The sequence below is a fragment of the Natrialba sp. SSL1 genome (assembly GCF_001861355.1).
Classification (GTDB): domain Archaea; phylum Halobacteriota; class Halobacteria; order Halobacteriales; family Natrialbaceae; genus Natrialba.
Window position 1 is genome coordinate 1 of record NZ_MASN01000014.1, and the last position, 13,899, is coordinate 13,899.

The following is a 13,899-nucleotide window of genomic DNA, read 5'->3' on the forward strand; positions in this document are numbered from 1 at the left end:
GAACAGCTCGCTACCACCATCCAACCGACTGCTGAGGCTTAGCTAAAGACCAATGGCACCTCTGGTACTGTTGATGATGACGCTGATACTACTAATGGCTTTGGTGGTGATGTCGAAGATGGAGATTCAGTCATCACAGACCTCCATTTCGTTTTAGCAACGGCACCCGGATCTGATCCGGTCGATCTTGAGGAAAGCACTGTCCAGCTCATTGGCGATTCTGGTGAGGAAACACTTGAGCTAGAAGATGACAATGGTATGGAAATTGACGATGTTCAGGGCATGGAGGGTAACGTCCTAGTTGAAAATAGCGATCGTGCTGAGGTAAGCTTTGAGTTTGACGAAATAGATTATGCAGGAGATGAGAATGCTCTTGTTGAAGGAGAGCGATTGACTGTCATCTTTACAACGGATGCAGGTGCCTCGGTTGAACAAGAAGTCCGTATCCCAACGACGATCGTTGAGGATGACTCAGTGAGGCTGTGATCATGTTTGTCAACAAATCTTCTGAAAACGACCGCGGTCAGGTAGGTATCGGTACGCTTATTGTATTCATTGCGATGGTGCTTGTTGCCGCTATCGCTGCGGGTGTTCTCATTAATACCGCTGGAATGTTGCAGTCACAGGCTGAAGCTACCGGTGAAGAAAGTACCGACCTCGTCTCTGAACGCATCGATGTCACTACTACCGTTGGGGATGTTGATGATGCAGATGATGGAACTCTTGAAAGTATTCGTATTGGTGTGAGTGGCGCACCAGGCGCAGATGACATCGATCTTAGCGAGACTATCGTCCAAGTTGTTGGGCCTGAAGGCCATGACAACCTCGAGATGGCTGATGCAGACGATAGTGGCGGGGATATTGACGAGGATGCTGCTGCTGAGGACCTCGATGATGAATTCTTTGGAGTAGTAAACACAGATGGAGAATATCAATCGACATCTGATGCAGTAATCGACTCTGAGAACGGTGAATATTCCATTGTTCTCAATCCAGCAGATAATCCGCTTGGAAGTAGTGGTGCTGATGCCTTCGGAGAAGGTCAACAGGCAACTCTTGATATCGTTTCACCATCGGGTGCAACGACTCAGGTTGAATTGCGTGCACCAGACCTCTTCAACAGCGACGACGAATCGGTGCGTCTCTAACGACGCAAACATTCCAATTCACGAATAACGTTAAAACGGCCGCGGTTAAGTGGGATCGACACCCGCATCGTGTTTGTTACGATGGTGCCGGTCGTTGCCGTTACCGTGGACGTTTTTGTCAACTATCGAATTCTTATCGGCGAATAGACCCTTCTCAGTCGTCCACTCCCATCACATAAAATATAATCTCAACTCAATCATCCACAGAACGGTCGGGAAGTGGAATTTCGGCCTCGTTAAGAGCGCCATCCCAACTGTCAAAGCGTTTTAGGTAGGTTGGCAGACTGTACTGTCCGTCCTGTCGCATTTCAGTTGTCGTGGGCGCACGGTCATACGTCTCGTAAAGCCGATTGATTTCGTCAATAAGTGCTTCATCAGGAATATAACCAGATCCAGTGGTTTCCATACCAACTTCATCAAGCACTTCGTCCCAAGAGCCGAACCGATCACGGTATGTTTGACTGTGATATGTCCCCTCTTCATCAACCTCTGCTGATGTAGGCGCTCGACCGAGTTTCTCAGCTAGTCGATTAAGATCGTCTCGAAGTTCATCATCTGTTACTCGACGTTTTCTCGACGGTTCGAATCCAACTGCTGATAACGCTTCGTTCCAAGATCCGAACCGAGAATGGTATGTTACAGCGCTATATTGGCCGTGTTCATCCATTTCTGTTGTCGTTGGTGGATGGCCGAGCACCGCAGCCAATCGCTGTAATTCTCCGAGTAAGTCTTCACGAGGAATTTTCTTCATATTTGGCTTATTAGCCCACACACTGCTAATATTTTTGGCTGCTGAGAACTGTCTAATTTTTGACTCCACTATTGTATCGTCTGTAATGATGGTGTCCGTGAGGGCATGGTAGAAGTGTGTCTCCGTTCTGTGAGTGTTCGGCATGCCTACATCAACTTCTACACCACGCCTCTCACAAGGCCCGACGGCTTGCGTGCAAACTGGAGTACCTGCGAGGGGAATCTTGCCTCCGGTGGTGTTGGACCGACTGGCACCACACGAGAGAAAACCACAGTGTTTACCCAAGTTGGATTGTTCGAAAGCCACAATGTGAGTTCGTACAGCTCCAGTTGCTCGTGTATGGATCTCGAGTAAGGTAACTCCCACATTCAGGACACTGTCGGCCAGGCTCATCAGAATCGTTCTGTTGGTTGGAGGGTCCCGACATATTCTTGCTAACTATTTCCTCCCTCAAAAGGTTGTCTTTTTGACATTGTGTTCTCAACAAGAAGCATTTTCAGATACCTAGAGAGTCGAATACTCTGAGTTAGCCACAGCAAATTTATAGATAGCATATGGGAGAGTATGGGAGACAGGTGCGAAATCGAAGGGAAGGAAATCGTTGAACGGGAAGTGAAGCCGATCGGGAGTGGCGGCGCACACGTTACCGGCCCGAAAGACTGGATCGGCGCAACGGTGAAACTCGTCCGCACAACAGAACCTGACCACGACGACGAATTTCCACTGCCCGAATTGTGGCTACGAGTGTGACCGGGACGTGGCTGGGGCGGTCAACGTCGGACGGAAACACCTCGATAGGTGCAAGATGGAGACGGCGAACCCTGCTGAGTATATCTCGGCAGGGAATCACGCCAGCTTTCCATCACACTCCTCAGAGTGTGCCCGTTCTGAAGCCTCAAGGGAATCACCAACCGCTGAGGTGTCTGGCGTTCAGTCCGCGACCGGCAAACAGGATATGGCGAGCGGTCGTCAGACACGCCTCTCTCAGCACCGTTCCCGGTCACTCACTGCGAAACCGGAGGAGGGAGATATGGGTGGACTGCACAGAAATCACGGGAGTAACATGGGTCAGCGGCGACCCAGACGTAGTGTGACACAAGCTGTCCTCGCCAGTACTACTGATTGTGAGTAACCACTACCGAATACTACTGAAAATCAGAACGGTAGTTCACTCGTTGGCTATTGAAAGTCATCAACTGATCTGTATTCTTGTAGATGAGAATGGGCCTTTTGACAGTCAAAATTGTATTGGCCGCGTTCGACTTTCTCAAAACCGGGAATTTGGTCATAGTATCTCTGAACTGTGGCTTGCCACATCGTCTCAGGTGTGTCATACTCCACTATGATCTGTTCGTAGAGTTGATCTTTGGTAGACTCAGTAGAAAGTGGCTCTTTTTCGGAAAGAATCTTTGCAGCGCGTAGGAGGACTTCTTTCGCCTGGTCACTGTTAGGTCCTTCACGTATTAGCCAATTGTCAAGCAATGTCTCTAATTCTGGAGTGAAATCTGATGAGATAGCTTCTTCACAGCTATTTTTCGGTTGTAGAGTGCTTTCTGGAAGTGTATCCTCGACCGCTTTTACTCTCTGTTCAAGGTTATTGATTTGATTATTCAACTCAGTGATTTTCTCTTGTTGTTCTCGGTGGTTGTTAGGTGTATTCGCCGGTAGATTTGATAGCCTCTCACGGATCTGGACACGGTGTTGGAGGAGATGTCGGATGTATTCGGACCGGCTACTATATCCGAGTTCTTTGGACTCTTCTTCTAGTTGCTCACAGAGATCTTCTTGAAGACGGAGTGTAATTGGATCCATACCTGGTAGAATACAAGACACCTATTAATTTGCTTTGTATTCTAATCAATGGTGAACCGATTACGAAGCCTCTACAATAGGACACATGAAGGGCCTTAAATCCAAAAAATACCACACCGTTATTATATTCTGGAGACCCGTGTGCAAAACCTCAGATAGGTTCTAATATATAAGTGTGGGTGTTTAGCGTAGTTCACACGCGCTTCGGCTATCAGGTTTAACACAGAGCGGTTAGAATACCGTTCTAACGAAATGTTGGAGACTGAACGGTCTTCTGACGAAGCATTGCGTCAGCCAACCTTCCGCCGTCTCTATCTCGGAGCCTTAGAAATCGAAGATCATGAGAGGCGACTCAAAGCGTGTTACATCATCCTTCTTGCGGGTCGACTTGGTCTCCGGACAGGAGAGATTCAGCATGTTCGTGAGGCCTGGATCGACTGGCATCGTGGTGAAATCGCTATCCCTCGGCATGACCCCTGTGGGTGCATGAACTGCTGGGTCGCTGCAAAACGGAAAGCAGCTGGTGATGATGAGGCGCTTCGCGACGAAATTGCCGATGTAGTTGAAGAAAACATGAGCTTAGACAAAGAGGAGGATCCGACGCAGATTGCTGATCAACTTCTCGAGAGTGACGACTCACCGTTTGAATCTGATTACGAAGATAGTAAGGAAGACGATGACAGCGATACCCAAGATGAACGGACAGCGAGAGAGATATTCTACGAGGAACGATGGCAGCCAAAATATGAACGGAGTGCTCGCCGGGTTCCGTTCGGGCACTCCCGCCGTCTGACAGCTGTAGTTATGGAATTCCTTGACCAACACGAATATCTGAAGGTCACCCAACCGACGATGATGAACATCGTCGAAGATGCAGCCGAACATGCGGAGGGCGTTGATCCCAATAAAATTACGATTCGAGGTCTCCGAGCGACTGCAGCCACCCACACTGCGACGTATATCCGGCACCCGAAGGCACTCCAAGACATCATGGGGTGGACACGCATTGAGACCGCCTCACGCTATTTACGCCGTGCAGGCGCTTTTACAACTGATATTGTCTATCATGCCTTCAGAAAGGGAGATATAGCGCCGGCGATGTATCCTGGGGAACCTCAAGAACAATATCCGCTTGTTGCTAACCCATTGCCGTACCAGAGAGAGCCATTTGATCCAATGCTATTTTCGAAGAGTGTTCGTGAAGAACGAGCGAGTCAAAGTAATCCAATCTCGCGTGCACTCATCCACCCGCGGTCACATCGCCCCCCTGATAACTTCCATTACGATCCGTCGAATCACGCGATTCGAACACACGAAGATTATGCATCGGATTTCATCGAGCGCGATGATGGATCCTTAGCACTCGAACGTCCAACTTTATCCGATGTTATCGAGAACCACGAGCGATTGCCTGAGCCCTCCTCCAAGCGTCGCCATGAGTCAGTTGAGGAATGGGAGAATGAACGCCGTCACCGATCTGATATTGGCGACATCTTCTCTGAAGACGACCAGCAGTCACGAACTTTGACACCATTCCCAGCGACTCTCAAAGCAGTGCTTGGAACCGTTGATCGGGCCGCTGAACGATCCACCACTGCCATGACTAACAGATATGGAGACGAAACGATTGAACCCCCTAAATCTCCGGTTCTCCGGACATTGTTTTGGATAATTGGTGTTGTTTGTGCTGCTATAATGATGCTCTTCGCGCTAGTTCAGGCTGGATTCATTGAACTAGAGACAATGTCAATTGAGGCCTCTAGCATCGGTATTCTTGCGCTTCTATTCGTCTTGTTGATAGCTTATTACTTCTACAAGACTGGTTCTCTGACAGGGAGTTTTAAGTGACATCCTCTACAGAGAAAGCAAGGCGAGTGCCTCGGGGCTTGACCCCGAGGCGGTTCACGCATTGAGCCGAAGAAAGGAACTTCAGAGTTCAGCCCGAGACAGGTCACGATTTCCGAACAAGCCCAGGATGTCCATCTTGCACCTTGGTGAATATCGATGTTTTTAACACACACTTACATCAATTCATTTTTATGTACGATCTCACTGGCTTTCAACGAGACCTACTCTATACGATTGCTGGACAGGATGAACCACACGGGCTTGCAATTAAAGATGAACTCGAGGACTACTATGAGACAGAAATACACCATGGGCGGCTCTATCCGAACCTCGATACCCTCGTTGACAAAGGACTCGTCGAGAAAGGACAAGCAGATCGCCGAACAAACATCTACAGTGTTACTCGACGCGGCCAGCGCGAGATTGAAGCTCGGCGAGAGTGGGAAAATCAGTACGTTGGTGAATTTCTCGATGGATGATTGATCTCATTTGTGGCCCATTTGATCTGTTGAAGTGCCAGTCAGACGACGATTCTGACGACGAGAGTATGGGATCCGAAACCGGTGACAAGAACTCATCGGAGTGGCATTAATCTGAGCCAGAATCTTGGCTTCCTGGGACGAACACAGACACTGTCGTTCCTGACGGAACGAAGTGTCATAGCCAGGACGATCACTGCACATACCACGACGGCAACGTCACCCTCGGACAGACCGCCGAGGAAGACTCGGAAACGACGCTCTTAGACGTCAATCTCAACGATCCTTGGGATGAGACAGCAGCGGCTCTCGAGGAGACCGAGGCGATCACTGACGACGCAACAGTCGTCAGTGACGCCGAGAAAGCGCTCGTCGATGCGTTCGAGAATGGTCACCGATCTCACCAGATCGATCTCGTTCACGTCGGTCGAACGCTCGGGTACAAGCTCTGGAAAGACGATGCGTTTCCGCTCTCCGAGCGGAAAGCGATCGTCGCTGGCGTTACTGATGATCTGTTCCATCTGAAGAACTCTGTCGCACTTCATGCACCGAGGAATGAGCGTTTGGTGATCCGCGAGCGGATCGACCAAACGCTCGAGAACCTTCGGAAAGAAGCCTGGAGGCTAGAGCGCCAAGACTCCCCGAAAGCAGCGGCGTACCTCCGGGAATGGGCGGAAGCAACCGTGACGTTCGCGGAACTCGCGCTTGACCAACAGCAGGTTCCGTGGACATCGAACGTGGTCGAACGAGCTATGGGTGAAGTTTCGAAACGGTGTAAGAATCAATGGATGCGGTGGTCAGAAGCGGGGCTAGAGTCGCTTCTCTGGGTGAATCTGGTGCAGTACGCCGACCCCGAGCAGTTCGCGGCGTTCGCCGACGAACTGCTCGAGCGCTCAGCCAAAACAGCCATCACAATGGAGGTGTCAACTGAAGCTACCAGAGGCGAACTCTAGACGACTTTGGGACGGGACCGATTTGTTGTCTGAATCCAGAGGAGTACTTGTTAAACGGCGGTCCAGCGACGAGCAAGACACTTGCTCATGAGTTCAACTCACTCGTGGAGTTGCGTGCATGGCGTCAGCAAGCAGCCAACCGACGTGGTACTCGAGTAAGTACGCTGAGAATCATCGGTTACTCGTCAGACTCGTCAAGCCACCGCAACACACCAATAAGAACTTGATTCGCTGTCTCGGCGGTAGCCTTCTGTGAGAGTGCGTACGGACTGTCGATTGGGCCTTCGAGGATGCGCCAGCCACCCTCATCATCTCGTGCTGCAACGAGCCGTCGCTTGCGGTCGTGATCCTCGACAGCAATCAAATCGTCGTCAAAATCGAATTTGATTTTCGACACTAATTGACCTACTGTCATTTCGCTATTTAATGTGTCGATGGAAACCGTTTGTCGGCAGGCGAGGGGAAGACTCGGAGGTACTCGAGTACGGACCGTCCTCAGAATAGCAACTATTCGACGGGCTATGAACAGGTAGAATGCCACAGATTGTCGCCAAAATAGTCACAGAACACGGTTCCGGTGCCGACGAGCACGAGGGCCACGGCACTGGTGATTACAAACGCACCCACAAACGCGAATAGAATATGTCGGGGCTTCATAACGGGTTCAGGTGTCGAATTTCGTGAGTTAGTCCTTTCAAACTGCCGCTAGCTACTTACCGAACGCTTCCGCAAGCCGCTCGCGGGTAGGACGTACACGCGTTCGCCGAGAACGTCTTCGATAAGTTGACTGGCCGCAACGTCGACTACGACTAGCTCGAGGGCATCGACATGCTCGCGATTGTGCTATAATAGATAAATATAGCGTTCATTGCCACAGATCTCCTTCTATTCAGTCTGTATCGCCCCTGCATCACCTATGTAATATTGAATATCTCGAGTTCTAAGTGTTTTTCTGAAACGGGATTACAGCGTTTTAGACACACGCTGTACACGTGTGCAACCTCAGTTGTGTATTGCACGCCATTACTTTCATAACAACACCACATTTTATGAGGGATGCCTGAATACCAATATCTGCGCGGGTTGCCCTCTCCGGGCTTAGGCGCTTTGGAGGGGAAATTCGCGTGGTGAGTATCAACTATGATTGCACTTGAGCTTTCACTCGAGATTTCGATTGTGGCACTGATTACGAGTATCTATATGCTGAACGCTCTACGCGGTCAGATCCGGGGGAGTTAGAAGTACAACTCCCTCTCCGGGCTTAGGCAATTGGTACCGACGGAGGCAACCACTTTCAGTCTTTCGCTGCATTACATCCAGCGGCAAATATCTCAGCGGAGCCGATAGAACCACATCCACCACTTGTAGTTCCGTTCGAACTCATACGAACGCTCATGCGTCCAGTACCGCAGTTTCTCGAATACATTGGGATTCTGAACCACACTTGAGCCTACGCCGACCGCATGGCCGTTCTTTTTGTACTTTGATAGTTTCGGGCTTGCTTGGCTTTCGATTTTTCGAGGAACTCGCGCTGATATCCGCACGTTGAGCAAGTGCATGTGTAGGTAGTTCTCGAGCCCATCGTTACTCTCGCACCTCGTCGATCGACTCGGCAACGTCGGCCGCCTGGATATCGCTGTACGCCTCGTGTGTCGTCTCGATTGACTTGTGCCGGAGCGCCGCCTGTGCTAACTCCGAGTGGCCGCTTTCGTACAGTTCAGCGCCGAGTGCACGACGGGCACCGTGGGGCTTCAGATACTCCTGGTCGCCTTCGAGTTCGATGTCAGCCTCTCCGGTGAGTGTCTTGAGGATCTGGCGGCCGGCCTCCTTGGTGATCGACGGCGGTGCAATCGCTTGCTCCCGACAGACGGCGTCGATATCCGTTCCGGGGTCCGGCCGCTCACCGGTAGCGTCCTCGACAGCCTGGTACTTCGATGCCGTGTGGCCGGTCGGGAACACCGGCCAGTCGTCGGTCGGTGGCTCTTGCACCCGCTGTAGGCGTGAGAGTGCGTTGTGTGCGCGGTCAGTCAACCCGACCGCCTCGTACTCGCGGGACTTCCCGTAGACTTCGAGTGTGCGGTTGGTGAGATCGACGTCTCCCCACCGAAGGCCGTGCCGATCGTCGTCGTTTCTGTCGCGAAAGAGTTCGGCCCCACGAACGCCGAGTTCCGCGAGCAGGACGACGATAGTCCGGTCACGGTAGGCCCGCTCGAGTGGCACGTCGATGGTCTCCTCACGAGCCATGCGGACGCGCTCGTTAGCGTACTCGAGTAGCTGCCGGCGCTGCTCGGGCGACCAAAATTGCGTGTCTCTCGTTGCCCGATCCTCGGGAAGGAATTCCTCGGCGCGTTCGGTGTCAGCGGGGTTCGTGTCGAGCTGTTCGTCGCGCACACAGAACGAAAGGAACGCGCGGACGTATCGGAAGTACGTATTCGCCGTCGAACCCGCGAGGTCGCCGTCAATCGTTCGCTCGCGAAGCCGAAGACCGTACTCGCGACAGTCACTCGAATCGAGATTGTCGACGCTGCCGACTCCCTCTTGGTCGCAGAACTGGACGAACTCGTTCAGCGCTGGTCGCATGCTGACGCGGCTGCCGCCCGAGTCCAGCGAGTTAAGGTAGCGTTCGACCGACTCCTCGACGGTCGTACCCTGGGAGTCGCGGCCGCGAGAACCGGTCGTAGGTGCTGAATTTCCCGAATCCATGAGTCTCACTGTGGGGTACAGCATCGACCCTCGTAAATCTACTTGGTTAAACTGGTATTTAGCCAAGTAAGTACTGTATCGTCTCTATCCGGCGTCTGTGTACGGTAGGGGGTCTGTAGTCCAAAAACAGCAGATCGTAAATCACATATGGCTATACAGAACTGTTGGCCCGGAGTTGCGAATACCATCAATCCTATGCACGGGTCGGCGGCTGAACGGGAGTGACTGACGGATCGAGAGCCAAGTGACCTGCACTCAGCGGCCACTCACCTCGGTGAGCGGCCAGCTGGTCGTGGTTCGAGACGAAACTTCGGTTGTCTGGACAGCGATGCCTCTCAGGAGGGGCAGGCACGGGACGGGCTCTATATCAATGTGACCAACCTCCGACGGAGGAAGGCACGAAACCGCGGGGCGATCACCCGCGGTTTCGTGCGGAACTCGACGATACCGAGCGACCGCTGAACGAGGAGATCGACAAGCAACCACATGTCGTACAGCAGCATCGCGAATCCGAAGTGGAACAACCGCACCGCGTACTTTCGTGAGGTCGTCCACGGTGCGAACTGCTTGATTCCGCCGTAAGCGTTCTCTATTCCGCCACGGCGAGTGTAGCGTTTGATCCGGCGACGCGTCGAGCGTCGATCCAGACGAATCTCGTCGTTCACGTCGAGATTCGTCAGGAACACCTGGGTCTGGTCACGATCTTCGTCCGGTGGGAGGCCGACGAGCGTCGTTTCGGCTCGTTTTCTGACGCCACCGCTGTCTTTGACTGGCCCGTAGATCCCGTACTCGTCTCGTACTGTCACTTGCTTTTGGCCGTCCACATCTACGTTCATGCGCGCGATGAACCGCTTGACGCGGTCATCGCGCGCGGCTGGAATCACGTAGAACAGGCTACGCTCCTCGAGTGCAGCAACTACGTCTGCGGCGTGGAACTCCCTATCGGCGAACACGCGACGAATACGCAAGTTCGCACGCTGTTCAACGATGTCAACGAGTCGGCGGACGACGCCGCCGACTCGATACGATTTCTCCTCGCCAGCGTAGGCGGCCGGGTCGTGATCATCGGCATCACCGATTGGCAGCATTGCCGCCGTGAACAGGACGTTGTCACCGACGATACTCGCTGTGGCAACCTTGTAACACCAGTCGTAGGACTTGTCTTTGGGCGCTCCCTGTACACGGACGAGTTCGTCGCGTTGGCCGTAATAGGCGATGTACGTCATGTCGATCGCCAGCATTGCCGGATGTTCGAACTCGATGGTGGGCTTGGCCCGCGTCAAGACGCGGGCCGCGCCCCGATTGACCATCTCGGTGATCCCCTCAACGTCCAGGTCTTTGATCGCCGCCAGGAGCGTCTCGCCGGTAGGACCGTCCACAAAGAACGGTTCGTCAATCTCCGGATCGGGGTTAACGTAATCGCCGTAGGTCTCGGCACCGCCGTTGGCGGCGGTGCCTGTGACCCCGAGTAACGTCTCCAACAGGAGCAACTCCTCGTCGTCGTAGATCGCGTCCTCGGAACGATCAAACTCGATGGCTGGGAACACGACTGTGGTGAGTTCGTCCAGCACTTCGCGGGTCTTGCCGCGGATGAGTCGGTTGATCGTGCGCTTCGAGGAGTCTGTTGACTCCGTCGAAGCGCTGTCCGGAGTGGGTGCTCCAATTGGGCTGCCACGGCGGGCAGCGAGCGTCTGAATTTGGCGGCAACTCACCTCAATCGTCCGCTCCAGCTCTGCGAAGCGATTGTCTCGCGCACGCGAGAGCGTACTCTGATCGGGAACGTCCGCTGGATCGAATCCGAGGGCATCGGCCGTGTCAGGATTGGTCTCGAGCGTCCGATGCACGGCGGCATCGGACGCGTCATCGAGTTCGCCCAACAGAATTGCCCGAAGCGTCGGCTCGAACGGCTTCGAGTCATGCCACTCTGGGTACGGGTCGTCTCGGGCGTATGTCGAGAGGTCGAGGTGACTGACCACCTCGACCGCTGTTGTCGTCTCATCGAGCACCTCATCAGCCTGCTGGGTCAGCAGTCCCCACCCGCCAGAAAGCGGGTCGATGTCTGCGAGCTGTTCATCCAGTTGTGGGTCGGCGCTGCCCGAGGCAGCACCGACCCGATCTGTCTCGTCTGTGACCACCCTGGTGACTGCTCAATCCCGCTGGGTCAGTCGGTCGAACTCCAGTCCCAACTCCTAATCCCGTGCATAGATCCTGTCGTTCGCAACTCCAGGTTGGCTCCCTGAAGATGAGACTACAGTAGGTTTAGCAGGCTTGTTGTCGGTGAATTCGGACAAATAAGTCGATCGGTGATCTTTCAGACACCCTTTCAACCGCTAATTCCTATCAATCTTAGAAGGGTTTCGACGCTCTTCCGAGGTAGCTTCCAGTGTCGCCACTCAAAACTAACTCTCTCATGTGGATAGAGCAGCTGTTCACCCGATTCCGGTTTCCTTCTTCAACAGCGTGAGCGTGTTCTCAGCCGTTACGAGTGGTGTCTGCTCGTACTCGCCGGTCAATTCAATCTGTACAAGCAAATCAACCGCTCTCCAAATCGAATACAATAGACTGGCGAACGCGAAGTAGAAAAATCGTAGCACAAAGTTCTTCGACGTCGTCGCTGCCATGAACCGTTTGATGCTCTTGTAGCCGCTCTCAATCTCCCACCGAGAACCATAGAAGTGAACCGCTCCTGGACGGCGGTTCGTCATGAAGACACTGTACTGCGTGTAATCGTTACTTTCAGCGTTTTCTCGTCGTCTGTAGATTAGGGTGGTCTCATGCCACTCGTTCTTCCCCAAGTGGAGTTTACGGTCAGTAACGTAGCGGTCTCGATCCCACCGGAGTAGACGCTTTGCTTGAGCTCGTTCGCTCGTGTACATCCGCTTCGGAACAACATACCCGAGGCCGCGTTGATCGATTTCTTCGAGGATGTGCTGACTATCGAACGCCCGATCCATTAACACACGATCGACGTGAACGAGGCCCTGTGCGGAGTCTAGCAGATCCTCAACGATCTCACGACGACTCTCTCCTTTTCGGATCGGCCGAGCATCCAAGACTAACGGAACAGCCTTTCCAACTAACTGCACGGTTGCCCACTGGTAAGCGTATTCACCATCTTTCGTACCGAGTATCTCGTCTTCGTGGCCTGTTCGATCGCCTGTAAACGGCTCTGCCTCGGTCGTATCAATCGCAACGAGTCCAGCTCGATGAAAAACATCCGTCTCCGACACTCGGTCGATGAGCCGCTGCAACGCCTCGTGGTACATCTCACGGATCGACTCGATCGAGAGATCACGGATATGATCTCGATGAGCATGCCCTAACGGAGTTCGCTCCCGCTGCGAGTCATAGAGGAAACTACGCGCTCCTTCGTTCGCTGCCAGGTTCTCCCGAAGCCCCAGATACGTCTGGAGATCCCAGAACGCATTCGGATGGATCTCACAGCTGTCCCCGCGATTAAGCGAGAACGCTGGATAGGCGATATGAGTTACCTGTTCAGTAATTTCATTTGTATGGGTGAGCACTTCGTGATCGGTAAGACGGTTGTCTTCCTGGCTTTCAGAGGTACGGAGCGGGTCTCTAGGGACATTGATGTCTTCCCTGTTGGCGTTGATGAGAACGGTTCGTGCGCTCTTCTGAATCGTCTCCTGGAGATCAGGTGAAAATCGGCAGTGCCACGTCCGCCAGAGTGTTGATTGATCGGGAAGCGTCTCAAAGCCAAGCTGCTGGTGGATCACTGGCTGGTCTTTGAGATACTCAAGGAGTGCGGTTTCGTGATCCCAGCCGTAGGCTTCTTTCAGCAGAAACGCCCGAACCAGCGTTCGCATTGCGTACGTTGCTGGCTCATCGTACTGATTGTGAGGAGCCAGATCAACGTATTGTAACGGGATCTCGCAAATGAACTCGTCAACCGAGTTGTGGTCTTCGTGAGCAAACCAGACCGATGCGACTGTTTGAATATCTTCTTCGAGTGCGCCGAGCGAACTCCGGTTGTACAACCTTATCGTGTCGTACGCTGGCCACTCTCGGTACGAATCCGTTGCAATCGCTCGAAAGACATCGCATCGCGAAGCCTGCGTCGAGGCCATTGGTCGAACGCTGTTGACTCGACTGCAAGAGCCTATCTATACTGCTCAGTACAGGCCAAGCAGAGGGTGTCATAGAACAGTTCTCATACCAGAGAGCAGGGTGAATGCTGAGATGGT

11 protein-coding genes and 2 pseudogenes are annotated in these 13,899 nt (G+C 53.0%); 7 read left to right on the top strand and 6 right to left on the bottom strand.

Going from position 1 to position 13,899, the window contains the following annotated elements; all coding sequences use genetic code 11:
- Positions 1–96: 96 nt before the first annotated feature.
- Positions 97–486 (top strand): annotated as a pseudogene (locus BBD46_RS22520) (flagellin); the annotation flags it as partial.
- Between the two features lie 2 nt (positions 487–488).
- Entirely contained in the window at positions 489–1,148 is a 660-nt protein-coding gene (locus tag BBD46_RS21490; RefSeq protein ID WP_084777668.1) for an archaellin/type IV pilin N-terminal domain-containing protein, read from the top strand.
- Positions 1,149–1,341: 193 nt separating this feature from the next.
- On the opposite strand, the gene BBD46_RS22065 is transcribed toward BBD46_RS21490, so the two are convergent.
- Complete coding sequence (locus BBD46_RS22065; protein WP_139173483.1) at positions 1,342–1,899, bottom strand: homing endonuclease associated repeat-containing protein; 558 nt, start codon at positions 1,897–1,899, stop codon at positions 1,342–1,344.
- Positions 1,900–2,463: 564 nt separating this feature from the next.
- Here BBD46_RS22065 and BBD46_RS03290 point away from each other — a divergent pair.
- Entirely contained in the window at positions 2,464–2,649 is a 186-nt protein-coding gene (locus BBD46_RS03290) for a DUF2080 family transposase-associated protein (protein WP_071400340.1), read from the top strand.
- Entirely contained in the window at positions 2,600–3,031 is a 432-nt protein-coding gene (locus BBD46_RS23080) for a transposase (RefSeq protein WP_253184496.1), read from the top strand. The genes BBD46_RS03290 and BBD46_RS23080 overlap by 50 nt, the downstream gene beginning before the upstream one ends.
- Before the next feature lie 47 nt (positions 3,032–3,078).
- Here the strand turns inward: BBD46_RS23080 and BBD46_RS03295 are convergent, their stop codons facing one another.
- The gene (locus BBD46_RS03295) at positions 3,079–3,711 is read right to left on the bottom strand and encodes a ribbon-helix-helix domain-containing protein (protein WP_071400341.1); all 633 of its coding nucleotides are present in this window, start codon (positions 3,709–3,711) and stop codon (positions 3,079–3,081) included.
- A gap of 486 nt (positions 3,712–4,197) precedes the next feature.
- On the opposite strand from BBD46_RS03295, the gene BBD46_RS03300 reads away from it, so the two are divergent.
- The 3 genes and pseudogenes from BBD46_RS03300 to BBD46_RS03310 all read left to right on the top strand — a co-directional run.
- Positions 4,198–5,559: a tyrosine-type recombinase/integrase gene (locus tag BBD46_RS03300; protein WP_071400342.1), complete on the top strand. Its 1,362-nt coding sequence runs from the start codon at positions 4,198–4,200 to the stop codon at positions 5,557–5,559.
- A gap of 191 nt (positions 5,560–5,750) precedes the next feature.
- Positions 5,751–6,038 (top strand): PadR family transcriptional regulator, encoded by a 288-nt coding sequence (locus BBD46_RS03305; RefSeq protein ID WP_071400343.1) that lies wholly within the window; start codon positions 5,751–5,753, stop codon positions 6,036–6,038.
- Positions 6,039–6,169: 131 nt separating this feature from the next.
- Positions 6,170–6,991, top strand: a pseudogene (locus BBD46_RS03310) (ISH6 family transposase); the annotation flags it as partial.
- 178 nt (positions 6,992–7,169) lie between these two features.
- Here BBD46_RS03310 and BBD46_RS03315 read toward each other — a convergent pair.
- The 4 genes from BBD46_RS03315 to BBD46_RS03330 all read right to left on the bottom strand — a co-directional run bounded on the left by BBD46_RS03315 (position 7,170) and on the right by BBD46_RS03330 (position 13,782).
- Positions 7,170–7,388, bottom strand: a complete 219-nt coding sequence (locus BBD46_RS03315; protein WP_139173485.1) for a hypothetical protein — start codon at positions 7,386–7,388, stop codon at positions 7,170–7,172.
- A gap of 1,187 nt (positions 7,389–8,575) precedes the next feature.
- Complete coding sequence (locus BBD46_RS03320; protein WP_071400345.1) at positions 8,576–9,694, bottom strand: tyrosine-type recombinase/integrase; 1,119 nt, start codon at positions 9,692–9,694, stop codon at positions 8,576–8,578.
- A gap of 362 nt (positions 9,695–10,056) precedes the next feature.
- On the bottom strand, positions 10,057–11,829 hold the full coding sequence (locus BBD46_RS03325) for a transposase (protein ID WP_253184495.1): 1,773 nt from the start codon (positions 11,827–11,829) through the stop codon (positions 10,057–10,059).
- 294 nt (positions 11,830–12,123) lie between these two features.
- Positions 12,124–13,782: a transposase gene (locus BBD46_RS03330; RefSeq protein WP_071400346.1), complete on the bottom strand. Its 1,659-nt coding sequence runs from the start codon at positions 13,780–13,782 to the stop codon at positions 12,124–12,126.
- Positions 13,783–13,899 lie beyond the last annotated feature (117 nt).

Excerpts from the sequence above, each read along its gene's own strand:
- BBD46_RS03295 (WP_071400341.1), bottom strand. The coding sequence starts at position 3,711 with ATGGATCCAATTACACTCCGTCTTCAAGAAGATCTCTGTGAGCAACTA.
- BBD46_RS03300 (WP_071400342.1), top strand. The coding sequence starts at position 4,198 with ATGAACTGCTGGGTCGCTGCAAAACGGAAAGCAGCTGGTGATGATGAG.
- BBD46_RS21490 (WP_084777668.1), top strand. The coding sequence starts at position 489 with ATGTTTGTCAACAAATCTTCTGAAAACGACCGCGGTCAGGTAGGTATC.
- BBD46_RS03290 (WP_071400340.1), top strand. The coding sequence starts at position 2,464 with ATGGGAGACAGGTGCGAAATCGAAGGGAAGGAAATCGTTGAACGGGAA.
- BBD46_RS03305 (WP_071400343.1), top strand. The coding sequence starts at position 5,751 with ATGTACGATCTCACTGGCTTTCAACGAGACCTACTCTATACGATTGCT.
- BBD46_RS03330 (WP_071400346.1), bottom strand. The coding sequence starts at position 13,782 with ATGGCCTCGACGCAGGCTTCGCGATGCGATGTCTTTCGAGCGATTGCA.
- BBD46_RS03320 (WP_071400345.1), bottom strand. The coding sequence starts at position 9,694 with ATGGATTCGGGAAATTCAGCACCTACGACCGGTTCTCGCGGCCGCGAC.
- BBD46_RS22065 (WP_139173483.1), bottom strand. The coding sequence starts at position 1,899 with ATGAAGAAAATTCCTCGTGAAGACTTACTCGGAGAATTACAGCGATTG.